Annotated in this window: 20 protein-coding genes; 7 read left to right on the top strand and 13 right to left on the bottom strand. The window is 40.5% G+C overall.

The genetic code is table 11. The features are described 5' to 3' along the window. Window positions 1–89: 89 nt before the first annotated feature. The 6 genes from BUB77_RS17055 to BUB77_RS17075 form a co-directional block, all read right to left on the bottom strand. A complete protein-coding gene (locus tag BUB77_RS17055) occupies window positions 90–923 on the bottom strand; it encodes a carbohydrate ABC transporter permease (protein ID WP_073278061.1) in 834 nt (277 codons plus the stop codon). A 10-nt stretch (window positions 924–933) separates the two neighbouring features. Then, window positions 934–1,824, bottom strand: a complete 891-nt coding sequence (locus BUB77_RS17060; RefSeq protein WP_073278062.1) for a carbohydrate ABC transporter permease — start codon at window positions 1,822–1,824, stop codon at window positions 934–936. Window positions 1,825–1,903: 79 nt separating this feature from the next. Next, window positions 1,904–3,298 carry an ABC transporter substrate-binding protein gene (locus BUB77_RS17065; protein ID WP_073278063.1) on the bottom strand — a complete coding sequence of 465 codons (1,395 nt, stop codon included), beginning with the start codon at window positions 3,296–3,298 and terminating at the stop codon, window positions 1,904–1,906. A 395-nt stretch (window positions 3,299–3,693) separates the two neighbouring features. Further along, complete coding sequence (locus BUB77_RS17070) at window positions 3,694–5,202, bottom strand: sialate O-acetylesterase (protein ID WP_073278064.1); 1,509 nt, start codon at window positions 5,200–5,202, stop codon at window positions 3,694–3,696. Between the two features lie 131 nt (window positions 5,203–5,333). Next, window positions 5,334–5,510 (bottom strand): hypothetical protein, encoded by a 177-nt coding sequence (locus BUB77_RS29980; protein WP_170866680.1) that lies wholly within the window; start codon window positions 5,508–5,510, stop codon window positions 5,334–5,336. Between the two features lie 83 nt (window positions 5,511–5,593). Next, window positions 5,594–8,233 (bottom strand): MerR family transcriptional regulator, encoded by a 2,640-nt coding sequence (locus BUB77_RS17075; RefSeq protein WP_073278065.1) that lies wholly within the window; start codon window positions 8,231–8,233, stop codon window positions 5,594–5,596. 353 nt (window positions 8,234–8,586) lie between these two features. Between BUB77_RS17075 and BUB77_RS17080 the strand changes: the two genes are divergently transcribed. From BUB77_RS17080 to BUB77_RS17100, 5 genes are all read left to right on the top strand, one after another. Then, the gene (locus BUB77_RS17080) at window positions 8,587–9,198 is read left to right on the top strand and encodes a TetR/AcrR family transcriptional regulator (RefSeq protein ID WP_073278066.1); all 612 of its coding nucleotides are present in this window, start codon (window positions 8,587–8,589) and stop codon (window positions 9,196–9,198) included. A gap of 313 nt (window positions 9,199–9,511) precedes the next feature. After that, window positions 9,512–10,216 carry a phosphopantothenoylcysteine decarboxylase domain-containing protein gene (locus BUB77_RS17085; RefSeq protein ID WP_073278067.1) on the top strand — a complete coding sequence of 235 codons (705 nt, stop codon included), beginning with the start codon at window positions 9,512–9,514 and terminating at the stop codon, window positions 10,214–10,216. After that, entirely contained in the window at window positions 10,213–10,770 is a 558-nt protein-coding gene (locus BUB77_RS17090; protein ID WP_073278068.1) for a flavoprotein, read from the top strand. Before BUB77_RS17085 ends, BUB77_RS17090 begins: the two co-directional genes overlap by 4 nt. Beyond that, window positions 10,754–11,509, top strand: coding sequence for a type III pantothenate kinase (locus BUB77_RS17095; RefSeq protein WP_073278069.1), 756 nt, complete (start codon window positions 10,754–10,756; stop codon window positions 11,507–11,509). Before BUB77_RS17090 ends, BUB77_RS17095 begins: the two co-directional genes overlap by 17 nt. A 125-nt stretch (window positions 11,510–11,634) precedes the next feature. Beyond that, the gene (locus BUB77_RS17100) at window positions 11,635–12,270 is read left to right on the top strand and encodes an ECF transporter S component (RefSeq protein ID WP_073278070.1); all 636 of its coding nucleotides are present in this window, start codon (window positions 11,635–11,637) and stop codon (window positions 12,268–12,270) included. Between the two features lie 449 nt (window positions 12,271–12,719). Here BUB77_RS17100 and BUB77_RS17105 read toward each other — a convergent pair whose 3' ends face one another. The 7 genes from BUB77_RS17105 to BUB77_RS17135 form a co-directional block, all read right to left on the bottom strand. Further along, window positions 12,720–14,105, bottom strand: a complete 1,386-nt coding sequence (locus BUB77_RS17105) for an MBL fold metallo-hydrolase (RefSeq protein ID WP_073278071.1) — start codon at window positions 14,103–14,105, stop codon at window positions 12,720–12,722. Between the two features lie 299 nt (window positions 14,106–14,404). Then, the gene (locus tag BUB77_RS17110; protein WP_073278072.1) at window positions 14,405–15,733 is read right to left on the bottom strand and encodes an ABC transporter substrate-binding protein; all 1,329 of its coding nucleotides are present in this window, start codon (window positions 15,731–15,733) and stop codon (window positions 14,405–14,407) included. A gap of 68 nt (window positions 15,734–15,801) precedes the next feature. Further along, window positions 15,802–16,629, bottom strand: a complete 828-nt coding sequence (locus tag BUB77_RS17115) for a carbohydrate ABC transporter permease (RefSeq protein WP_073278073.1) — start codon at window positions 16,627–16,629, stop codon at window positions 15,802–15,804. A gap of 40 nt (window positions 16,630–16,669) precedes the next feature. Continuing rightward, entirely contained in the window at window positions 16,670–17,524 is an 855-nt protein-coding gene (locus tag BUB77_RS17120; RefSeq protein ID WP_084124361.1) for a carbohydrate ABC transporter permease, read from the bottom strand. Window positions 17,525–17,677: 153 nt separating this feature from the next. After that, complete coding sequence (locus BUB77_RS17125; RefSeq protein WP_073278075.1) at window positions 17,678–18,724, bottom strand: ABC transporter ATP-binding protein; 1,047 nt, start codon at window positions 18,722–18,724, stop codon at window positions 17,678–17,680. A 226-nt stretch (window positions 18,725–18,950) separates the two neighbouring features. Continuing rightward, window positions 18,951–20,690 (bottom strand): GGDEF domain-containing protein, encoded by a 1,740-nt coding sequence (locus tag BUB77_RS17130; RefSeq protein ID WP_073278076.1) that lies wholly within the window; start codon window positions 20,688–20,690, stop codon window positions 18,951–18,953. Between the two features lie 237 nt (window positions 20,691–20,927). Continuing rightward, complete coding sequence (locus BUB77_RS17135) at window positions 20,928–21,647, bottom strand: SDR family NAD(P)-dependent oxidoreductase (protein WP_073278077.1); 720 nt, start codon at window positions 21,645–21,647, stop codon at window positions 20,928–20,930. Window positions 21,648–21,799: 152 nt separating this feature from the next. Between BUB77_RS17135 and BUB77_RS17140 the strand changes: the two genes are divergently transcribed. Both BUB77_RS17140 and BUB77_RS17145 read left to right on the top strand, forming a co-directional pair. Further along, complete coding sequence (locus tag BUB77_RS17140) at window positions 21,800–22,705, top strand: AraC family transcriptional regulator (RefSeq protein WP_073278078.1); 906 nt, start codon at window positions 21,800–21,802, stop codon at window positions 22,703–22,705. A 272-nt stretch (window positions 22,706–22,977) separates the two neighbouring features. After that, complete coding sequence (locus BUB77_RS17145; protein WP_073278079.1) at window positions 22,978–23,352, top strand: hypothetical protein; 375 nt, start codon at window positions 22,978–22,980, stop codon at window positions 23,350–23,352. Window positions 23,353–23,454: the final 102 nt, after the last annotated feature.

The following is a 23,454-nucleotide window of genomic DNA, read 5'->3' on the forward strand; positions in this document are numbered from 1 at the left end:
TCCGCCATGCCTTCCCAACGCGCCGCAAGATTGCGCCGAGGATTTCGCAGGCACAATCTTGTGTGAATTATGCTTTTCAATAATTCACATTATCCTTTAACACCAGTTGCAGCAACGCTGGCCTGCACTTGTTCCTGGGATAATGCATACAGGACAATTCCAGGAATAACAACTATGGTAAGAGCCGCAAATAATCTGGTATAATCGTAAGAAAAAGCTTCGTTAAAAAATTGCAGTGCAATCGGCAGTGTTCTGTTTCTATCTGCGGCAGTCAGGAGCGATGCATAAAAATACTCGTTCCAGTTATTTAAGAACATCAAAATTCCTGCAGTTGCCAGTCCATTTTTAGCAAGGGGTAAATTTATCTTCCAGAATACCGTAAAGAACCCTGCACCTTCAATGGCAGCCGCTTCATCTAATGATTTTGGAATTGACATAAAGGTAGACTTCAGGATAAACATTGACATTGCTAATCCAAAGGAAATATATACAAGGGCTACGCCCCATATATTATCATAAAGATTAATTTTCATAATCAAGGAAAACAACGGCTGTGCCTTGGATTGTGCCGGCACCAGTAAGGTTATTGTAAACAGGGCAAATATGAAATTCTTTCCCGGGAACCTGAATTTTGCAATAACATATCCGCCCATTGCGTATATGATAAGTGAAATCACGGTAGCTGAGGTACTTATTAATAACGAATTCAGCGTATAGATATGAAAATTATAGTTCTTAAAAATATATTTAAATGCTCCAAAGCTTATTCCGGTCGGTAATGAAAAAGGATTTCCCAAAATCTGAGCATTGGTTTTAAACGCAGACATGATAACCCAAAGGATCGGAAAAATTGATATGACAATAGTAAAAAGTAATACCGCATACATAAATATTTTTACGAATATTTTCTTCCCTTTCTTCATAATACTCCTCCTAATAGACATTTTCATTCATGCGGAATACTTTGTTTATAATTGCGAGAATGAGCAACCCTAAGATAAACATAATGACACCATTCGCATTTGCATAGCCGTATTTCATATCACTAATTGATTTAACAAGAATGAGCGGTAAATTCATTGTGTCATCACCAGGTCCGCCTGCCGTTGTTAATGCAATTTGTTCATACATGGCAACACGGGCGGTAACGGAGCATATAATCGCCGTTCCAAATGCATTACGGCAAAGCGGTAATTGTATTTTTGTAATAACCTTCCATCCCGTAGCACCATCCACTTTTGCCGCTTCGTGCAGTTCTTCCGGGATAGCCATTAAGTCGTTTAATACGATTAAAGTTACAATTACAGCGTAAAACAGCCATGTTAATGTAACCGCACAAAAAGCATAGGGAGACTGATAGAACCATTGTACATTAAAATCAGGATTTACTTTTCTTATTATATTATTTAGTACACCCATATCATTATTGAAAATAAATTTATAAATCAAAGCCCAGGCAGCAGCAGATATTACATTGGGAACCATGAAAACCGCTCTAGTAAATTTCCAGCCAAAGGGCTTTCGGAATAATACAAACGCTACCAAGATGCCAAACCCCACATGAAGAGTTGCTGCTATCAAAGACCATAATAACAGGTTCTTAAGTGATAGTAAAAAAGCTTCATTGTGAAACATGGTGATATAATTTTGCAGTCCAATAAATTCTGGTTTATTAAATCCATCCCATTTTGTAAAAGACGTAGTAATTACAGTAATAATCGGACTTAAATAAAAAAGTAAAAATACTAATATTGAGGGAGTAAGAAACAGATATATCCACTTATAATTTTTTCTCTCCAGTCTGCTTGCAGAAACTTTTTTCACAGGCCTCTCCTTTCTTTGGTGTTAATGGGCAATAGATTATTCCATTGCCCATATTATCCTATACGCTTACCCGGCTGCCTTATTTCTTTGCTTCCTGAGCCTTTTTGGTAAGTTCATCACAGAATTTCTCCGGTGTTAATGTTCCGTCCACCAATTTAGGTAACAGCTTTCCAAATTCCGTATCTGCAACGGAAGCTGGCATAACATCAAACAGTGATACGGAATAAGTAGTATTCTGATCCATGCTGCCTGAAAGCTCTGCAAGAATAGGTGATTCTTTTTGTTTTGTCAGGAAAGTATCCGAATACTGTTTAATAGCCGGTGCATTACCGCCTTCTGCAAGAATCAGTGCTTCAATTTCGTCCTGAGATGCTCTGAAAGCTAAGAATGCGCAAGCAAGTTCTTTTTCTTCCGCTGATACTGAATTTGACACCCAGAACTCTCCATAGCATCTTGAATTCGCAATTGCAACATTTCCAGGATAGATGGTCGCCTTAACATCCGCACCATTAAAACCATTGCTCCATTTATCTTTTGAGGCATCGCTGAATTCAGAGGCCATCCAGGATCCGTTACAGATAATTGATGCATTTTTACTCATAAATGCATTCGCCGCATCCGCATAGGCAGCACCTACCGAATTGGAAGAAGCATTCGTCTGCATTAATTTCTGGAGCTGTCCTACCGCCTTAACGAGAATCGAATCCTTATAATCATACAGCTTGTCATCCACTGCATTCTTCAGTAAATCTGTACCGCCCTCCTGATTGGCAATAAGTGCCGTTAAGAGTAAGCCCGAGGTCCATGCATTATCTGCTGTCATAAATGCTAATTTATTATCTCCAAGAGAAGACATAAACTCATCCATCTTCATATCCTTTATGTCTTTACTGCCTGTGTACATGGTTGAATTGTAATAAAGACCAATGGGTTTTAATACTGCTGCAGGCATATTGACAACTTTGCCGTTGATGGTACAGTAATCAATGGAATCTGGCACTAAATTAGCAACCACATCCGGATTATCATTAAGAAATTGTTTTAAATCATACTCCATATCATTTGCCACAACAACATCCTTGAACCATTGGGTATCAATACCGCCAGAACCTGCACTATGTATTAAAGCGGGCAATTTATTCTGCTGGGCAAGCTGTTTTATTTTATCCGCATAAGAAGCCTGGGGAACCTCTTCGATGTTGATTTTATACTTACCCTCATATTTTTTATTAAAACGTTCCACCTGTGGGAGAAAAAATACCGCGCCGACATTCTCTCCTGCCATAAACGTAGGAATTGTAACCTCAATCAGCTTACCTGTATCAGCTTCACTTGTTACTTTAGCTGTTTCTTTCCCCGGATTACTATTAGTATTTGCTTCTTTTGTGCCTGCATTTTTGCTTCCGCAGGCAGCCATACTGAACATCATAGTAATTACCATTAAAACCGAAAGTAACTTTTTCATTTTTTTCATACCTTTTCCTCCAATTATTTTAATAATATTATTATCCAAAACGTTTTCTGTCAATCCATTTTTAAAAGTAGGTCACCCTACTTTTAATTATTCGTATTATCTTTTATTTGCTGTTCCTTATACAAATATCATGGATTTTTCTTTAATTGATATGTCTTCCGTGTTATAAACAACTAAAAAATTCAAACAATATGTTGTTTATAATGTCATTTCAATTCAAAACGTTTTGGTATATTTGGATAATAACATTTTAAAATCATAAAGTCAATGGAAATTTGTAACTTTTTAATAATCAGGCAAATTATTATCCTGATTTTTATATACTTTTTACAATGTATATGTAATATTTTACCATCACGTTAGTTATTTTTAACTCAAATATGCTGTATTACAGCTTAAATAAGTGTACGGAAAGGTGCCAGCGGGAGTCCATTTTTCCCAAACAGAGGTACCTCACTGTAATTGGTCCAGCAATAGCGGACCGCCGCTGGTTTCTTGATCTGATCCGAAAAGACAAAGATTTTAGAGCCTTTGATTTCGTATTTTGCCGGCTGATAAACCAACTCTTCATCTGCAATTTCAAAACCATTATGCTCTCCGCGGACTTCAAAGCCATCCTGTGCATAGTCAAAGCTTAACTCTATTCCTCTCTCCACATACTCAAAAGAACGATAAACAGGACCAAAGGCATCTTCTGCCTTGATTTTATGAAACACCTGATGAAGCGCCTGTAACGCAAGCCGCTCCCCAACCGGCCTTTTATCCTTCGGGTGTATTTCATTAAATTCACCGCAATCCAAAACAACAGCAATTCCGGTATTCTTTACTGTTTGATAGGTATTCATCTGCGCCTCACGAATCAGGCACCAATTCTTTCCCTCCGGTGTATCCTTATAGCGATGCATGGGAAGCTGAACCAGCAGGAATGGAAGCGTCTGATCCCCCCAATCAGCTCTCCACTGCTTAATCAGACGTGTAAGTAATTTCTGATATATTTGCGGCTTGTGGTCATCCGATTCTCCCTGATAGTAGAGAAAACCTCTTAACGTATAAGGTACAAGGCGTTTGAGGATTGTATTATATAGGCCACTGGGCCTAAAAGGATTCATACAGCTCTTTGGCCCCGGCCATTGGCAGGGCCCCAGTAATTCCTGAACTTTGTCCCAGGTCATATCCGGATCCATTGAATATAATTTTGTGCATTCCTTATCCCATTTTTCATGGTAATCCTCATATTCCTTAAATTCCTTTATCTGCTGCTCTTCCGGTTTACCTTCCGTTTCTTTATAGTATTCCTCCCAATAGGTATTCAGTTCGGCATCCTCCCGGACAGCTTCCTCTCCAATCCAGCAGGTGGCTGAGGTTCCGCCCCAATTACATCCGATCACACCTACGATAACATTTAATTCTTCTGCCATCTTTTTTGCAAAAAGATATCCCACAGCCGACCACTGCTTTGCATTTTCCTCACTGAATTCAGCCCAGCCGGTCATAGCTTCTTTTTCATAAAATGTATCATCAATATAGGACATTTTATTTGAATAGAAATACCTTACATTTGGATTTTTATCAGCTTTCAGCATCTCCTGTCCGCCAGTACAGTTTTGAAGTTCATATTCCATATTGGATTGACCGCCTGCCAGCCAGACTTCACCGACTGCAACATTCTTAAACTGTTTTATCTCAGACCCGCAGCTTACAGTCAGCTCATACCCTATACCCGCTGCCATGGGAGGAAGAAGCACGGACCAAGCCTCCCCTTTTATCTTCGTCCCATACTCTTTTCCATTGAAGGTTACCTTTACTTCTTTATCGTTTTCGCCCTGTCCAAATATACAGATATTCTTATCCCTCTGTAATACCATATGATTACTGAATACTGCTGCTGTTTTAAATACTGCCATAAGTCATCCTCTTCCCGAGCCAATTCCTGATTTTGCTGCTGTTTTACTTTCATTCAGCACCTATTAATTGATTATGTTTGATAGCTCTGTATTTTTATACAGGAATTTCCAATCTGCTTTCTACTCCAGATTCAAAACAAAATTTCATTCCCGCCTGCTCCCGTTGCATACCGCAGACTGGTCTGCGGTATTGCCATAGATAATGGAGCGTGAAAGCGCTTTTCTTTCACATTTGCTCCCGTTGCATACCGCAGACTGGTCTGCGGTATTGCCATAGATAATGGAGTGTGAAAGCGCTTTTCCTTCACACTTACCCTATGGTAAGATATTTCGCAGTATTTAACAATATAAGTATTTAGATATTCAATACTATAAAAAATAGAGCTTTTATCTATTTATTTAGTTCTATAATCCTCACTGCCTCATCCATACAGCTCTCAAATTTCCGAATTACAGCAGCTATTCCAGAGCGCTTCTCCGGGTTTTGCAATGCTTCCAAAGTGATATTAAATCCTCCGCCTAATGCCTCTAAATCCTTGCCGTTATCATCGTTCCAAAAATGTCCTGTCTGCTGGTAAAGCTGTATCAGCTCACTGATAAATACCAGGTCCGGATTAAGCTCCAATGCCCTTTCCATAAATCCCTTACAGCCGCCGCTGTTTGTGGCCAGGTTGCAGATATAAACGGTATACATGCTCCAGTCATCGAACTCCTCCGGCTTCATAGGGTCAAATCTGCCGCCTTCGATGCTGTCCGCCCAGGCATGAAAAGCCTTTGTACCAAAACAATAATTTTCATTTTCATAAGTCAGCAATTCCGTCAAGGTCAAAATCCGCTCCCTGTACAGACTGGCAAGGGGTACATTATGTTTCTTTTCGCCGATAAACAGCCATCCATGGCAATGCCCCGTTTCGTTTTTATAAGCATTTGTTAATAAGTCATCCATTGAAATTCTATCAGGTGCTGTGTTATCTCCTACCATGTAAAGCAGGGTCTTTCCATAATCCTCATATCCCACAAGCACGCCGAATCCATATCTGTCATGGGGATTTTTTCCGTAGTCATTCAGAATAACGGGAATCCCTTTATCGATGTATGAAATCAAGGTCTGCAGATACATTTCCTTATTGCTCAAAATCTGTGTCAGTGGTATAAAACTGCAGGCATACCCGCATTTTTCAAAAATTTCTTCGACCACATGATGGCTGCCTTTTTCGCTCAGGCGATAGTCCATTACTCCGTCACCTCTGAAGTGATTTTTAGAATAAACTTGTGTAAAATTCTCACCGGTAAGTCCTGCAAAGAACCAATAGTCATATTCTGTTTCACCAAGGCACTCCATAAGATAGCCTGCACAGCCGTTAAACCAATAGTTTTCACCATAATGTGAGGTTATCATTCTCCTCAGCCTGGGTAGAATGTTGTTGCTCTGCTTTACTGTCATTGTCAGTGCTCCTTGCTTTGTACTTGTTTTGGGAGTGGTTCTGAGCTGTGAAATCCTAATGGAGCGGAACAGCTTTTTCCCTTGTCCATCCGTCCCCATTAGGATTGGCTGCGGTGTTTGCAGGTGCATATCCATATCCATATAAGGGAATTTCACACCGCAAAAACGAACCTCCTCGTTGATCATAACAGCGAAGTGCTTTTCTCCGATAATCCAAGTCAGTTTGTTGTATACATCATGGGGAATGTCTCCAATTTGGGGAAATAGGTAATTGTTACCCAGTACCGGCTGCTGAAATGCAATACCGTGCTTTGACAGCGCTTCTTCTGAGTTGTTCTCTGCATTAATCCGGTAGCTGCAATTTCCGTGGGAAAACCAAAAACAGCCTTCCGTTGTACCCCAGAGATATTCCTCACTTGCTTTCTCCGCCAAAAATTCCACATCAATACGAAACGGAATTTTTACAGCTACATTGGTGTTCAACATACGCGCAGAAATCCATGCAATAAATTCGGCTTCTCCATTTTCCAACACCTCATAATGCGGGTCATATATGGGAGTAATTTTATGAAAATCCACATTGTATTCCCTTAGAACAGGGGTTTCCCGGAGAATTTCCTCTGCCGAGATATTCCGGACCTGTTCAAATTCTTCAAAGTCCCCAAAATCCAGCTTACGCCTTTTTATCGGCAAAAAGAGATTGATTTTCTCCCGCTTACTGTCCGGAGAATATACCGATTCAATCAGGGTGCTGTGACGCAGATTTCCGTTATGTAAGAAATCCACTTCAAAGCCTGCGTTATCGTCAAAGCTTTGAATCATACGGTTCTGTAAAGCTCCAATATTCTCATCACAGAAGGCACTGCATACTGCAAATAATCCACCGCCAAAATCATAACAGAGGAACGGACAACTCTCTATGGGCATATCCAGCCTTTGCATAAAGACAATTTTATCACCCTTCTGATATTCAAATAATGTTCTGCTCCCCGGCTGACCGAAGGGTATCTGCTCCAGAGAAAGCCAATCCCAAAAGCCTTCAATATCCGAAACCTGGGTATCCGACAGAACAGAAGAAACAACCCTCATGGGCGGTAATTCCACAATATCTATTTCAACCGGCTTTGCCAGCTTGTCCGAAAGCTCTGATAATTTCTCCATCGTAAAAGGCTCCTGCACTTCATTCCTTAAAAATTCTGATTCTACTCTTTCATAAAGCAGGGGCAGGGCTGAAATCTGTGTAATACCGTGCTTCATCATGGCATTTAGAAAATCATTCAGATAGCTTTTCAATTCGGACAGGGTGTTGATTTCATTATCAATGGCTTCCATCCGATTGACAAAGCTCTGCACTAAAACGGACATATCATTACTTTCGTAAATTCTGATAATATCTTTGATGGGAATCTGCATTTTGCGCAGTACAATGATCTGCTGGAGCCTGCTGATATTTTCGTCATCATAGAAACGATATTTTTCCAAGGGCGGACGTACACTTTCGAGCAGCCCTACCTGCTCATAATAACGCAAGGTTCTTGATGATACAGCAAATCTTTCCGTTACCTCTGTGATTTTGATTAGATCCATACCTTACTTCCTTTCGGTTTTTCTATCTATTTACTATATCACTTGACCTAGCGTCAAAGTCAATGGTTTGATAGATAATATTTACGGAAAGGATTAATTGACAAGCTATTAATAATTGGGTATCAAAACGTCATGGTTGTTAAATGTATATTTGGGGTATAAAAATGCACTCAGCTCCATGAAAGTCACTTCGTTACATTTTTATACCCCAAACATACATAAACGAAGGCTGAGATTAAATATGACTTCCGAATCATTTATTTTATTTATTTTTATTGACAATTACACTTTAATGATGTAATATCTAAAATTAAATGACACACGTATCATTTAATTAATTGGAGAAGACATTTATGGCCAGAACACCAAATGAAGAACAAAAGAATTTAAAAAGAGACTTTATACTTGAAACAGCACATCAATTATTTGCCCAGAAAGGGTTTCATAATGTAACCATGAAAGACATTGTGGAAGCTTGCGGAATAAGCCGGGGCGGCCTTTACTTATTTTTTTCGTCGGTAGATGAAATTTTTGAGGCTGTTATACAAAAGCGGACAATCAGCGGGTTTTCATTCATTCGAGAAAAGGTAAACAAGAAAGAAGATTTTCTTACTATTCTAAATTTATACCTTGAGGGGCATAAAAAAAGGCTTTTGAACATGGAAAATACCATAGTTATGGCATCCTATGAGTATTATTCCATCCATCAATCCCCCCAGGCTATTCAATCCAGGCTTTCACAGATTGAATATATCAAGAATTTCATCCTTGATATTTTACATTTAGGTGTGGAGCAAGGTGTAATTCTCAATGTTAATTTAGAGGAAATAGCAGAACAGTATATTTATCTTATCGAAGGAATGGGAGTATACGGAATGCTCCTTACTCTAACGGAAGCTCAAATTGACGCCCAGATAGCACTAATGAAAAATATCCTTATTTACAGAGAAGGTGTGAATTATTGAGAAGCATAATTCACATACAAGATTGTACCTGCGAAATCCTCAGTCCAATCTTGCGGCGTACTGGGTAGACATGGCAGCTAATGTGAATTATTGAGAAGCATAATTCACATACAAGATTGTACCTGCGAAATCCTCAGTCCAATCTTGCGGCGTACTGGGTAGACATGGCAGCTAATGTGAATTATTGAGAAGCATAATTCACACAGTACTGGAAAGACATGGCTGTTAGGTTGATAAAACAAAAGGTCGTTCTTTCAACTGCGGATTAACGAATATCCAATTGAAAATTTGGATATTCAGAAAAGAGGTTATTATGAAATATGTATTAATAACGGCAGGTAATACATCTGAAACTATTGATGGCGTAAGAAAAATTACAAATAGTGCAAGCGGGAAATTAGGCAGCTTAATTGCTGAATCATTTATTGCTAAGGGTGCAAAAGTAATCTATGTGTGCAGCAATGAATCTGTTCAACCGAAATTACCCACTGAAAAAACCATACTAATTCAGGGAGTTTTAGATTTAGACTCAGTCATGAAAGAATTAGCCGCAAGCTATCAATTTGATTGTATTATTCATTCAATGGCAGTCAGTGATTATACTGTGGCTTCTGTTATGTCCTATAACGCAGATTTAAACACCCTGGAGGAGCTTTCAGATTTAAAGGATTATAAAGGCACCAAATTAAGCTCTCAAATAGAAAATCCTGCAATCATATTAAAAAAGGCTCCTAAAATATTATCGTATCTTAAATCCTTATTTCCTGCTTCTCTTTTGATTGGCTTCAAGCTATTGGTCAATGTAAAAGAAGAAGAGCTCTACCAAGTTGCCTATAAAATGATGAAGCAGAATTCATGTGATTACGTTTGTGCAAATGATTTAGCTAATATTAACCAGCTGCAGCATAAGGCAATGTTCATCCGAAAGGATGGTACCTATAAGACCTTATTTACAAAAGAGGAAATTGCAAAAGAAATTGTAACAGAAATTATGAATACCTGGGAGGCAGTGAAATGAAAAATTTAATACTAGGGATTACAGGAAGCATTGCTGCATACAAAGCAGCCGATATTACGAATCTTCTTAAACAAAATGACTTTAATGTAAATGTTGTAATGACCAAATCAAGCACTTCTTTTATAACACCGCTTACTATGCAGGCACTTTCTAAAAACATTGTATATGTGGATGTTCTGCAGGAAGATACCCCTTCTGAAATTGTACATATTGATCTTGCTAAAAAAGCCTCTTGTATCCTGATTGCACCTGCAACAGCAAATATCATCGGAAAAATTGCTTCCGGAATTGCAGACGATATGTTAACCTCAATTGTCCTTGCAGCCAATAAAATCCCCAAATTTATTGCACCTGCCATGAATAATAATATGTATGCAAATCCTATCGTGCAGGAAAATCTAAATAAACTAAAGGAACATGGATGGATAATTATCGAACCACGTACATCATTACTTGCATGTGGTGATTACGGCAAAGGTGCATTAGCGACTGTAGATGATATTGTAAACTGTGTCCTGCAAAAACTGGAGCAAAATAATGACCTTGTTAATTAGCATCGGTAATACCAATATAACTTGCGGAATACAGGCAGTCAATACAAATACCATAGCTTCCTTCAAATTACGTAACTCAGAAGTTACAGCTGAAAATCTGGCTGAACAAATCAATCAGCTTTTAGTGCGGAATAAGATTAAAAAGTTAACAGCTTGCACTTTGGCTTCTGTTGTTCCGGAAATGATCGATACTATAAGCAGTGCCGTACAGCAGTTTTTTTCTATTACACCAATAATTGTTTCCTCCTCTTCTGATCTAGGATTAAATCTCTCCTTATATAATTGCGAATGTGTAGGTGTAGACCGTTTGCTATGCTGTACGGCTGCATATGCTTCATGCAGCTCTGCCAGCATAGTGTTTGATTTAGGAACTGCTACCACTGCAAATGTAGTAAATGGCAAGGGGTTCTTTTTAGGCGGGTTAATAATACCCGGTATAGAACTCCAATCGCAAATGCTGGCAAAAGCTGCCGCTATGCTGCCTGGTATAAATATCAGTGAAGATGCTGTCCTCATTGGGAATAATACCGCACAGTGTATTAACTCTGGAATTCTATATAGTACTGCCTTTTTTATTAACCAATACATCCTTGAAATAAACCGTGTTCTTGGACAGGAAGCAACTGTATACATGACTGGCGGAAACAGCGATTATATAAAGCCTTATATTAATAGTAATATTATTTCCCGGCCAAACCTTTTACTTGAAGGTCTAGCTATCTATTCATCAAAATTATAGGAGTAATCTCACAAGTAAACTTTCGATAAGCATGGGAATTATTGTGAAAATTCGAATATCAATTATCACTTTCTATTTAAGCAGTATCGTAAGCAAGGCTTGTGATATTCACGAAAGGAGCTAAAATGAAAACAAAGGACCTTGTTATTTTAGGAATATTCAGCAGTATAATCATTCTTCTTTCTATTACTCCTATCGGATATTTTAGTTTTGGAGTAATTAACGTAACATTAATTCATGTGCCTGTCATAGTTGGTTCCATCCTGCTCGGTTATAAAAAAGGCGCCATTTTAGGCTTTATATTCGGTTTGACCAGCCTAATCAATAACACTTTTAAGCCTGTACTGCTCTCCTTTGTCTTTTCACCGTTCATACCGGTTCCCGGGCATGATTATGGAAGTGCTTTGGCATTACTTATATGCTTCGTTCCCAGAATACTTGTCGGCATTGTTCCCTTTTTTCTTATAAAACTGTTAAAGGGAATTTTTAAAAATAAAAACAAACAGCTTTTAACCTTTTGCCTTACCGGCATTTTCGCTTCTCTCGTTAATACACTTCTTGTTATGTCCGGAATATTTCTTATATTTAAAGACGCCTATTCCGCAGCAAAAAACATTTCCGTCAATGCTGTATTTGCTTCCATTCTTACAATCATTTTTATGAATGGAATACCAGAGGCTATCGTTGCTGCCATAATTACTTCCGCTATCTGCAAGGTACTATATAATAATCCGCAAATAAACCAGTATCGAGATAAATAATAATAATAATAATATATATAGAAAGATTATAAATGCAGTGCATTTTCACTCTAACCACCATGCCTTCCCAGCAAGCCGCAAGATTGGGCTGAGGATTTCCCTGGCTCAATCTTGTATGTGAATTATGCTTTTCAATAATTCACACTAACAGCCATGCCCTCCCAACGCGCTGCAAGATTGGGCCGAGGATTTCGCAGGCTCAACCTTGTGTGTGAAAATTGCTTTTTGAAATTCACACTAATTGCCATGCCTTCCCAACGCGCCGCAAGATTGGGCCGAGGATTTCGCAGACTCAACCTTGTGTGTGAAAATTGCTTTTTGATTTTCACACTAATTGCCATGCCTTCCCAACGCGCCGCAAGATTGGACCGAGGATTTCGCAGACTCAATCTTGTGTGTGAAAATTGCTTTTTGATTTTCACACTATTCCCTAATAAAATATACCATCATCAATCGTTAACATGAGTCTCCTTCTGCTCCAGCTCTTTTAAAATATGATTGTTTAACAGGTAGACGCTTCCTTCCCTTGGAAGAAGCTGTATCCCTTCCTGGCATCTTACCTTTTCGGGCTTTAAGGAATGCAGCGGTACCAGGTACTTGGGGCTTATTTCCTCCAGCAGGTATTTTAAGTCCCCGGGATAAGCATGCCCTCCTCTTCCAAGATACTGATAACGTATATGGAATCTTTCCAGAAAATCCATGAGCTTATTATAAGCCGGGTCATAGTCTCCTAATGGCACACCATTGCTGTGTATATACAGCATATTTTGATAATCCAAATCCAGAAGGTAAAAGGTATGTTTAAAAAATAACTGCATTAAGAATTTCTCAGAACCTGTCTGCTCTTGCAGCTCTTCTTTCGTTACCGGTACCATATAAAGAAAATCCGGTAATCCCCCCTGCCCGTATTCTCCTAAAAGAGGTTCATACACATAAAGGGTTTCTGTCGGGTAAAAAAGGTGAATATAATAAGCCATGAGGGGCTCCCATACCATCCTAATCCCTTCCTTTTTCAGCTCGCGAAGAAGGATATACGCCCTTTCTACATTTCTTTCATACAGATTAATAGCGGTAATTCCTGTCTCTTCTTTTAGTACTTCCTTAATTTCCTCTATCAGGGCATCCTCCGGGGTTATCCTGTTCAGTGGCAGAGATTCTGCCTGGCACTCCTCCCATTCTCCTTCCATAAAGCTGGCGGTAACCCCCTCGGTGATTAATACATCCCCCCCCTTTACTTCCTTTGCAAATTCCAGTGCCGCCTCGGGATGAAAGCCATGAAGCCTCAAATCCCCGGTATAAGCAATATTTCCCTCATCGGTCCGTATCTCAAATCCACAGGCACCGGGCACGTCGTGATCCGTCCCAATCAGCCGGAAACGAATATCTTCCAGCTGATAGATGCTATTTTCTCTTAAGCCGGTACAACCCTCCTTAAAACGGTAAAAAATCTCCCCTGTCTCCTTCAGGCCTCCATACAGCAGATAACTATCCTCCGTCATAAAAACAGGAATATCTTCCGCTAAGAAGCCAAGGGCTTCCATATGATCTATATGCATATGAGAAATCAGAAAAAATACCGGCTTATCCTCCACCCTCCAGGGCTTTAACGGATAGTCATTCAGCTCCTTCTCATCATAAATTCCTTCTACAGCAGGAAGGATTCCAAGCTTCAGATAATCGGTCAGGGTAACCTCTTCTCTCCCTTCCCTTAAATCCTCCCAGATATTTTGAAAAATCAACCCAAAATCAAACAGGCAGCGAGCTTTGTCTGTTTCAATTTCCACCACTGTTCCTCCAATGGTTCTTAAGCCTTTATAAAAATGCAGCTTTGTCATTCTACTTCATCCTCACTTTAAGCTTTGCTTTTGTCACCGGGAGCTGTACTGTCGTAACTGGGCTGTCGTAGTCCTGACGCTGTAGTCATGCTGTCGTAGACGTACTACCCTAGCCGTACTGCCGTAGCCTAGTTGCCTTAGCCGTGCTGTCATAGCCATGCTGTCGTAGCCGTACTGCCATAGCTGTTCGAAAACACAGCTACATAGTACAGGCAACAAAGTACAGCTACTCAGACAACTACAGAGCACAGCTGCGGGGCACAGCTCCCTGTATCATTTTAAAGTATCTCCTAAATATTTTATTTCTTTAAGATAGCTTCTACCTTAGCAGCAATATCCGGAACTGCCTTTTCTCCTGTCTCTCCATTTAAAATAGCTGCTTCTACTTCAGAGCTTAATAAAGAGCGGACTTCATTGGCACCCTTATAAGCGCCTTCAAAATACTGGTTATCAATCTGTGCATAAGAGGCCTGGGCTGCTTCACTTCCCTTCATATAGGTCTGGTAAGCACTGGACTGGAAGGCAGACAGGCGCACAGGAAGATATCCCGTTGCAATGGACCATTCGGCAGTTGCGTCGGCGCTGGTAAGATATTTCATATATTCCCATACGGCAAGCTGCTTGTTTCTATCCTGCGCAAACATGGCAAGATTGGTACCTGCAGAAGGAACAGCTCCTGCTTTACCTGCAGGAAGGGGTGCCACACCAAGCTCAAAGCCATTGGTCTTTATGTAGGAAAGGCCTGCACTGGAGCCGATATACGCCATGCAATCTCCGTTTCCGAAAGGACCGGACATATATTTATCCTCTCCCGCAACACGTGCATACCCTTTTTTATACATATCCAGAAAGAAATTCAGAGCCTCTATGCCCTGGGCGTTATTGAATTTAACTTCCCCGTTCTCAATGAATTCAGAACCGTTTTGCAGTACCAGCTGCCAAAACATAGCCGCCAGATCATCATAACCTAAAGCCGGTTTCTTATCGGCATCATATATGGTCTTACCGATGTTCTTAAGGTCTTCCCAGGTTTTTGGAGCACCAAGGCCTAATTTGTCGAATTCTGTCTTGTTGTAAAAATACAGCTGGATACTTTTATTAAAGGGCATGGTATAGATCTTGCCAAATTCCTTACTCTCATTGCGGTAGCTTTCAACAATGTCATCATAGTTGTCAAAATCCGAGTTTACAAAATCGTCCAGTGGAACAACAGCATCCAGATAATTGATAATCCAGCTGTCATAAACCTGTGCCATATCAGGAAGGGTCTTTGCTGCCACGGAACCCATCAGCTTTTTGCTTAAATCATCATAGCTTCCCTGATTTACAAGCTTTACGGTGATTCCTTTTCCGTTTTCCGCGTTGAACTTATCTGTCAGCTTTGTTAATTCATCCTGAGGCCCGCCGCTCATTGCATGCCAGTATTCAATGGTTACCGGCTGTATGGTCTCTGCTTCCTTTGTCGGCTCCGGTGTGGCTTCTTCTGTAGCGGCCGGTGTGACCGCCTCTGTAGCGGTTGGTGTTGCCGCCTCCTCTGCTCCAGTATTTTCCACCTTTTTGGCACAGGCTGTCATGGCAAATACCATAACAATTGCTAACATCATTGAAAGAATACGCTTGCTTTTCATGTTTACCTCCATTTTTTGTGTTATTGTTTGTTTGTTTTTATATTTATCCCTTATAAAAGAGAGAAATATCAGCCCTTGATACCGCTTCCTATTACACCGTTTACAATCTGTTTTCTAAGAACCAAGTACATAATTATCATAGGAAGCACCAGAATGGACGAGGCTGCCATAAGCAGCTCATAATTTGTTCCGGCTTCTGTCTGGAACTGGATCAAGCCAATGGAAAGGACTCTCTTTTCTTCTGAATTGGTTACAATAAGAGGCCAGAGAAATGCGTTCCAGCAGCTGATGATGTTAAGGATTCCAATGGTGGATATGGCATGCCTGTTATTGGGAACTACAATTTTCAGCAGATAACGCCAGTCGCTGCAGGCATCTACCTTTGCTGCATAATACAGTGCATCGGGCATCTGCATGAAGAATTGCTTCAGCAGATAGATATAAAATACATTGGCTATCCATGGAACGATAAGAGCTGCCCTGGTATCCATCAATCCCAGCTTTGTAATGGTTACATAATTAGTTATGATAAGCATTTCACCTGGTATCATAAGCGTTGCCAGGAGAATGGAAAAGATCAGATTCCTCCCTGGAAAACGAAGCCTCGAAAAGGCAAAGGCTGCCAGAACTGTAGTTACCAGGGTACAGACCGTGCTGATAACAGTAACCATGACCGAATTGAAAAAATACCTGGCAAAAGGGGCAGCCTTCAAGGCTTTGCCATAGTTATCAAAGTGTAATACCTCCGGGAAAAAGGTGGGAGGCATCTTGACGATTTCCGAAGCATCCTTTAAGGAGGAGGAAATCATCCAGTAAAAGGGCAAAAGAGTAAGGAATGCTCCCAGGCCCAGTGCCGTATAAATAAAGATTTCTGCGATTAATTTCTTACCTTTCATACAAGAGCTTTCCTCCTTCTTAATAAAAAACTTTCTTTTTCTATATTCTTAACTGAAATCCCGTAAGAACCAATATCAGCAAAAATAAAAATACCGCTGCTGCCGAAGCAACTCCAAAATCCCAATTGGAATAAAATTTATTATATATGTAATACACCAGGGTAATGGCACTGTCCGCCGGACCTGCCTTCCCTCCGAAAAGTGCATACACCTCGTCATAGACCTTAAAACCGCTGATGAGCCCCATAACCATTGCGTAGAGTATCATAGGAGAAAGCATGGGAACGGTTATCTTTAAAAATACTCTCCCTTTCGGCGTCGCATCCACCTTGGCCGCCTGGTAATAAATAGGCTGTATGTTCTGAAGGCCTGCCAGGAAAATAATAATATTAAAAGCAAGGCTTTTCCAAATACTGAAAATAATAAGGGCTGCCATTGCCGTAACGGGCCTGTTGAGCCATTCCACACTCTGTATACCAAAAAGATGAAGCAATCCGTTAACCAGACCGTATTTACTATGAAAAATCCAGCTCCAGACTATTCCCACCGCCACTATGGAGGTTACATAGGGAAGAAAAAACACCGTCTGGAAGAATCCCCTGAACTTGATCTTGCTGTTTAGCAGTACTGCAATTCCCAGAGAAATCATAATGGAGCAGGGCACTACAAAAACCACATACAGCAGGGTATTGCGAAAAGCCCTCCAAAAAACCCTGTCCTGCATCAGATACTGGTAATTATCCATTCCAAAGCCGGTAACAGTATTATTCAAAAAGTCATAATTCATATAAAAGCTCATAAAGATTGTCTTAATAAGCGGATAAAGGATAAATACCGCTATTACCAGACAAGCCGGAAGTATGTACAAATATCCGCTGTAATTGTTCTTTTTCATATTTAACCTCATTCCTGCCCACGTTTTTTTGCCCAGGTGAAGCTTGTGCCGGAGAATTCGCAGGCACAAGCTTTGCAAGCATTAGAGTGAAAAGCTTTCACTTTTGACTCCTATCTATCTGCAACGCATAAAGTGCTTTTTCTTTTCTATCATTCACACTCGCCCAAGGCTGCTTCCGGAATCCATATCAAACAACAGAATCTGGTCTGTTTTTATACCAAGCTTTAAATTTTCTCCCTGGGTAATCCTCTCATCGGAGAAAAATATCGCCCTCATCCTTTCCTGCCCTAAATGGAAATACACCGATAAATCCTTTCCTGTCATTTCCACACTTTGCACGGGAACCTCAAAGCCAGTATCCTTTCTGTAAAATGCCTCTGGGCGGATTCCGATTCGGACCCTTTTATTTTCCATTCCAATATTTTCCCTTAAGGTAACTCCCTGACAGACCAGTCTTCCCTCCGTTACTATTCCTTCTGTCATGACAATGGCAGGTGTACCCAGAAACTTTGCCACAAATTCATTGGCAGGATTTTTATAGACCTCCTGGGGAGTGTCATACTGCAGCAGTACTCCCTTGTCCAGCACCGCAATTTTATCGGAGATACTCAGTGCCTCCTCCTGGTCATGGGTTACAAAGACTGTAGTAATCCCCACTTCTTTTTGGATTCTTCTTATTTCCTCCCTGGTTTCAATGCGAAGCCTGGCATCCAGATTGGAAAGGGGTTCGTCAAGCAGCAGCAGTCCCGGCTGCTTTACCAGCGCTCTTGCAATGGCGACCCTTTGCTGCTGTCCCCCGGATAATTCCTTTGGCCTTCTTTTTAACAAGTCTCCTATCTGAACCAGCTCTGCCATCTCCATCGCTCTTTTTTTGGCTTCTTCCTTTTTAACCTTAAGATTAATTAACGGAAAAGTGATATTTTCCATCACTGTCATATGAGGATAAAGAGCATAATTTTGAAATACCAGCCCGATTCCTCTCTTTTCTGTCTCTACCTTTGTTACATCCTTCTCATCAAAGAGGATTTTTCCTTCCGTGGGTTCCAAAAGCCCCGCCAGCATAAAGAGGGTCGTGGATTTCCCGCAGCCAGAAGGCCCTAGCAGCCCGATAAGCTTTTTATCCTCCAAATGCAAGGTAAGTTTGTTTACCGCTGTTACGTTTGCAAATTTTTTGGTCAGTTGCTGTAAATATACATTCATAGAATTCTCCTTCACCTTTCATTTGTTGCTTCTTCCACGGGAGCCCTTCATTATAGCACCACTGATTTTACCATACAAGTAAGGGAAAGGAGATTTTACCCATATTTAACCGGCGGTTAACAAGCATAAGTTTTCTTTACCCAAAAATATCTGACAGTAAACATTCCGGTATTTTCATTAAAAAACAGCCTGAACTTTACTCTGTTCAGACCGTATCCTTGGTAAGCTAATGTATTTCATAATAATTTCCTTGCTGCCTTTTGCATTTCTTTTTAAGCAGGGCAATGTCCTTTGAAAAATCATCCACACTGTGATAAGTATTCGTTTCATTGGAAATTCCTGCTATGGAAAGACTTGCTATGGAGAAATTCTCCGTTCTGCCATGCCGGTTCTTTGAAACAATATATCCGTTCTTCAAATCCTCCTCACGGTAAAGTGCGGCGACCCTTAACGTAAAGCAGTCAATAACTGCTCTGCAATATTCTCCTCCCTCATGGTAATCGCAAAGAACAATAAAGTCATCACCGCCTATGTGTCCGATAAATTCATTTCTTAAGGCACATTCCCTTAAGATGTCGGCGACCAGCAGAATCATCATGTCACCGTTCTGAAAACCGTAGGCATCGTTATATGCTTTAAAATTGTCAATGTCAAAGTAAATTATGCAATAGGGTAATTTGTCAAGAACACGGCTTAAAATTTCCCTTTCTATTAACAGGTTGCCCGACAAACCCGTAAGAGGGTTGCAATGCATAGCCGTATCCACCTCCACCTTTGTGCAGGCATCCAATAAATTCTTGATCGTTACGATACCAAAATATTTGCCGTCCTTTTCCACTACAATCGGGTCATAGAGCTGTTCAAAGGTTCTTTGCATGGCAAGGCTGGATACCTGGTTTACAGGGGTATTGTAATTGACCCGTAAAAAATCTCCTCTCATCAGATGCCGGATTTTTTTCTTCGAATAGAGACTGAATCCGTATCTGCCGCCCAGGATTTCATTAAAGGACATCTTGGTCATAAAGCCAATTGCAACTTCATTTTCCACTATTGTAAATTCCTTGATGGAAGGGTCATGTCTTATGATTTCATAGACATCCTCCCCAATTTCTTCGGCAGAAAATGTATCACCTGTCCTTGCCAGATATCCGACAACGGGATAAGCCGTGCTTTTGATGTTGTCGGTATAAATTTTAGTACGAAGCATTTTTATTAAGGCTGCCTTCTCAGGCTCCAGGTCCTGAAAAGTCTCCTTAGGTCTTCCAAGAAAATATCCTTGACCAAGGTTAACGCCTAGCTTAATCAGTGTATTTAACTCTTCTTCCGTTTCAATGCCTTCCGCAATGACCTGAATGTCCGCATTTCTTCCGAAATCAACCATTGCCTTGCAAACCAGCTGTTTGATTTCCTCCTTATCAATATCTCTGACAAGGTTCATATCCAGCTTGATAAAGTTGGGTCTGACACTGGCAACAATATTAAGACCGGAATAACCAACCCCAAAATCATCAATGGCAATCCCATAGCCCTGGCCTTTATAATGGTTAATAGATGCCAGAAATGCATTTGTATCGTTTACGGCAACCCGCTCCGTTATTTCAAATATGACATCATCCGAATAAAGTCCGTATGTAATCAGACTGCTTTTCGTAAAACCCTCTATAAAATTCTTATCATAAATAATATTGGAATTAACATTAAGAAAAAGCTTTTTCCCTTCCTTCAGATTTGTGGCACATTCCAATGATTTCCTCCTGCACAGAGTTTCAAGCTCCCATGATTTATCCAGTCTGTCTGCAACTTTAAACATTTGCTCTATATTCATTTCAAGTTCTTTCACAGATATCCTGCTAAGGGCTTCAAACCCAAAAATCTGTCCATCTATCAGAGATACAATAGGCTGATATACCGGAATTATGTATTGGCCTTCCAAGATCTTTTCCAGCAATTGAAATTGATGTTCCAAGTATTTCTCCCTTCCTTAGATATGACTTCTCTAATATATTAGATTATCCACTGAAGTTATATTGAACTAGCAAGATACTGTAAAATTCTTGTAACTTTTCTCTGCAGGAATGTGAAAGGAAAGCACTTTCACCCTTCCTGCAGATTGTGGGTGTGCACCACAGAACGTTCGCCAACTATTTTTTGTCATCTATAAAGACAGTTAAAAAACAGGCCTAAAACTGATTCAGCATATATATCACCACGGAACAGTCCGTCCAAGGTAATCAAGGTATTCTAACCCCGCATGTCCTTGCTTCTTTAACAGAACCTCCACTAAATTTGGAATACTTTCCTCAATACTGAGGTGGGCATTGGGTCCCCCAAGCTCCGTGCGAACCCATCCGGGAGCCATCACCACCATCGCCCGTGAAGATTCAGGGTCGCGGGCTGCAAAGCTGCGCATAAACTGGTTCAAAGCTGCCTTGCTCCCACGGTAAACTTCACGCATGCCTGTGAGGTTATTGGCAATGCTGCCCTGACCCGATGACATCACACCAATCAATCCATTGGTGGAAACAATATCCTGGAAAGCTTCCACCACCCGCATCGGACATAATGCATTTGTGACCATGACACGTATAAACTCCTCGGTCGCCACCTCTCCGATCATTGCCATCTCGTTGCTGTTTGTTATGCCGGCATTTACAAACAGCATCTCAAACATTCTGCCCGACAGCCGCTCCCGCAATGCTGTCACCTGAGCCTGTTCGCAGATATCCAGCGTCTCCACTTCCAGACACCCCTGGAACTTCTCCTTAAGAGCATTCAGCTTTGTCCGGTCCGACCCCTCTCGTGCCGTACCAACTACATTCCAGCCTTTTTTCAAGAATTCTTCCGCCATAGCGAGTCCCAGACCGCGTGAAGCTGCGATGAGAAGAATCGTGGGTCTTTTTTGATTTGAAACAGTTGATGACATTGCATTCAACCTCCTTTGTTCTGATTCAATTTTATTTGTGAATTCAGTATACCACTGGGCAGCTGTTCGGCAAATCCACAAACATCCATACTTATTGCCTAATAGTCCAGGATGGCCTATAATGTTAGTAAACATATTACTTGGGAGGCATTATGACAGACTTACGGTATGAATTAGCAAAAATAATCAATCATTCCGCTTCCGGTGACGGAGTGCATAAAATGTGTCTTGATGGCACCTATTGCGTAAAATACTCTCACCAGGATTGCCGCTGGCAGCGTTGGCACTCATCCTTATGTATTGTTGTTCAAGGGTACACGGAAATCATGCTGGACACCGATACTTATCGATACGATGGAGTTCATTATATTGCCACTCCCGTTGATTTGCCTGTTACCAGCCGCCTCTTTGCGGTAACGCCGGAGCAGCCCTTTTTATGCCTTAAAATCCTCTTTGATTCCGCCGTTCTGAACGAACTTGCGGCTCAGATTGAAAAGGATTTCCCTAATGAGACGGAGACATCCCCTCGCGCAATGTTTATTGGCATACCAAGTGAGCAAATGCTGGAGGCCGCAATCCGATTGGGTAAGCTTTTTCAAACACCTGATGATGCGCCTGTATTAGGTCCTTTGGTGATCAAAGAAATACTTTATCATCTCTTAAAGGGCCCGGATGGGCCGGCACTCCGTCAGTTTGTACGCTCCGGAAGCAAAATGTACAAAATATCCCAGGCAATATATACCCTAAGAGCCAACCTCAGTGAAGATGTGAATGTAGCCTCTCTGGCAAAAGCTGCGAATATGAGCCGTTCTTCCTTTTTTAAGACCTTTAAAGAGGTAACGGCAATGAGCCCGATTCAGTATCAGAAACGCCTCCGGTTGCTGGAAGCACGGCGCCTGATGACTGTTGACAGTGAAACTGCTGAACATGCAGCCTTTAAGGTAGGATACCATAGCGCATCGCAATTTAGCCGGGAGTATTCACGCATGTTCGGCAATTCTCCTTTACGGGATATAATGGAAATTAAAAAGGCTGGTAATTCTATTCATCAAATATAATGAGAACCCCAGCCAAAAATGTTCATATTGACTTTCTTAATTCTTCCTGTTCTATTTAATAAAATTCAGTACTGCATCCATTAACTGAATACATCTAACGGTAGGCTTGATAAAATTTAAACAGCCCTATTGACAAAAATAAAACAGTAGCATATAATTAAACACGTATTAAACGTGTTTAATAAATACTTTGACGTGGTTACTAATAATGTTATTGAATTAAAAGAATTAATAGATAATCAGGTTGATATATTTTTAGGAGGAAGTCTAATATGAAAAGTAATTTAAGGGTACTCTCAATAATAGCCTTTGTGATAGCCGTACCATCTCTGATTATTACTGACTGGTACTACAAGGGATATGGTATTTTTATGATGTTCATCTTTTTAACAATCGGATTAGTTCTGGACCAAATTATACGTTTAAAATTTCCTGTTTCCGTTGGGTCTCCGCTTAATAACTACAAAATAAACAAAATACTCAATATCGTTTCATTAGTGCTGTTTGTGCAATCGCCGATGGGGCTTATTTATGGAAACAAATGTATAGATAATTTAGGCTTCTGGACAATGGCAATAATGATATGTTTGGGTATTATTATAAATCAAATAGCAGCAAATAAATATCATTATACCATAGAAAAATAGGGAGAATGGCTTATGGGTAAAGCTTCCCCCAAGGCAATGATAACTACTCCCTTCTCCATACATTAGCCGATGACCTGCTAATGAAAGTCAATAGATTTTCAT

The organism is Anaerocolumna jejuensis DSM 15929 (assembly GCF_900142215.1).
In the GTDB taxonomy this organism is placed as follows: domain Bacteria; phylum Bacillota; class Clostridia; order Lachnospirales; family Lachnospiraceae; genus Anaerocolumna; species Anaerocolumna jejuensis.

Excerpts from the sequence above, each read along its gene's own strand:
- BUB77_RS17055 (WP_073278061.1), bottom strand. The coding sequence starts at position 923 with ATGAAGAAAGGGAAGAAAATATTCGTAAAAATATTTATGTATGCGGTA.
- BUB77_RS17065 (WP_073278063.1), bottom strand. The coding sequence starts at position 3,298 with ATGAAAAAAATGAAAAAGTTACTTTCGGTTTTAATGGTAATTACTATG.
- BUB77_RS17070 (WP_073278064.1), bottom strand. The coding sequence starts at position 5,202 with ATGGCAGTATTTAAAACAGCAGCAGTATTCAGTAATCATATGGTATTA.
- BUB77_RS17075 (WP_073278065.1), bottom strand. The coding sequence starts at position 8,233 with ATGGATCTAATCAAAATCACAGAGGTAACGGAAAGATTTGCTGTATCA.
- BUB77_RS17080 (WP_073278066.1), top strand. The coding sequence starts at position 8,587 with ATGGCCAGAACACCAAATGAAGAACAAAAGAATTTAAAAAGAGACTTT.
- BUB77_RS17085 (WP_073278067.1), top strand. The coding sequence starts at position 9,512 with ATGAAATATGTATTAATAACGGCAGGTAATACATCTGAAACTATTGAT.
- BUB77_RS17090 (WP_073278068.1), top strand. The coding sequence starts at position 10,213 with ATGAAAAATTTAATACTAGGGATTACAGGAAGCATTGCTGCATACAAA.
- BUB77_RS17095 (WP_073278069.1), top strand. The coding sequence starts at position 10,754 with ATGACCTTGTTAATTAGCATCGGTAATACCAATATAACTTGCGGAATA.
- BUB77_RS17100 (WP_073278070.1), top strand. The coding sequence starts at position 11,635 with ATGAAAACAAAGGACCTTGTTATTTTAGGAATATTCAGCAGTATAATC.
- BUB77_RS17105 (WP_073278071.1), bottom strand. The coding sequence starts at position 14,105 with ATGACAAAGCTGCATTTTTATAAAGGCTTAAGAACCATTGGAGGAACA.
- BUB77_RS17110 (WP_073278072.1), bottom strand. The coding sequence starts at position 15,733 with ATGAAAAGCAAGCGTATTCTTTCAATGATGTTAGCAATTGTTATGGTA.
- BUB77_RS17115 (WP_073278073.1), bottom strand. The coding sequence starts at position 16,629 with ATGAAAGGTAAGAAATTAATCGCAGAAATCTTTATTTATACGGCACTG.
- BUB77_RS17120 (WP_084124361.1), bottom strand. The coding sequence starts at position 17,524 with ATGAAAAAGAACAATTACAGCGGATATTTGTACATACTTCCGGCTTGT.
- BUB77_RS17125 (WP_073278075.1), bottom strand. The coding sequence starts at position 18,724 with ATGAATGTATATTTACAGCAACTGACCAAAAAATTTGCAAACGTAACA.
- BUB77_RS17135 (WP_073278077.1), bottom strand. The coding sequence starts at position 21,647 with ATGTCATCAACTGTTTCAAATCAAAAAAGACCCACGATTCTTCTCATC.
- BUB77_RS17140 (WP_073278078.1), top strand. The coding sequence starts at position 21,800 with ATGACAGACTTACGGTATGAATTAGCAAAAATAATCAATCATTCCGCT.
- BUB77_RS17145 (WP_073278079.1), top strand. The coding sequence starts at position 22,978 with ATGAAAAGTAATTTAAGGGTACTCTCAATAATAGCCTTTGTGATAGCC.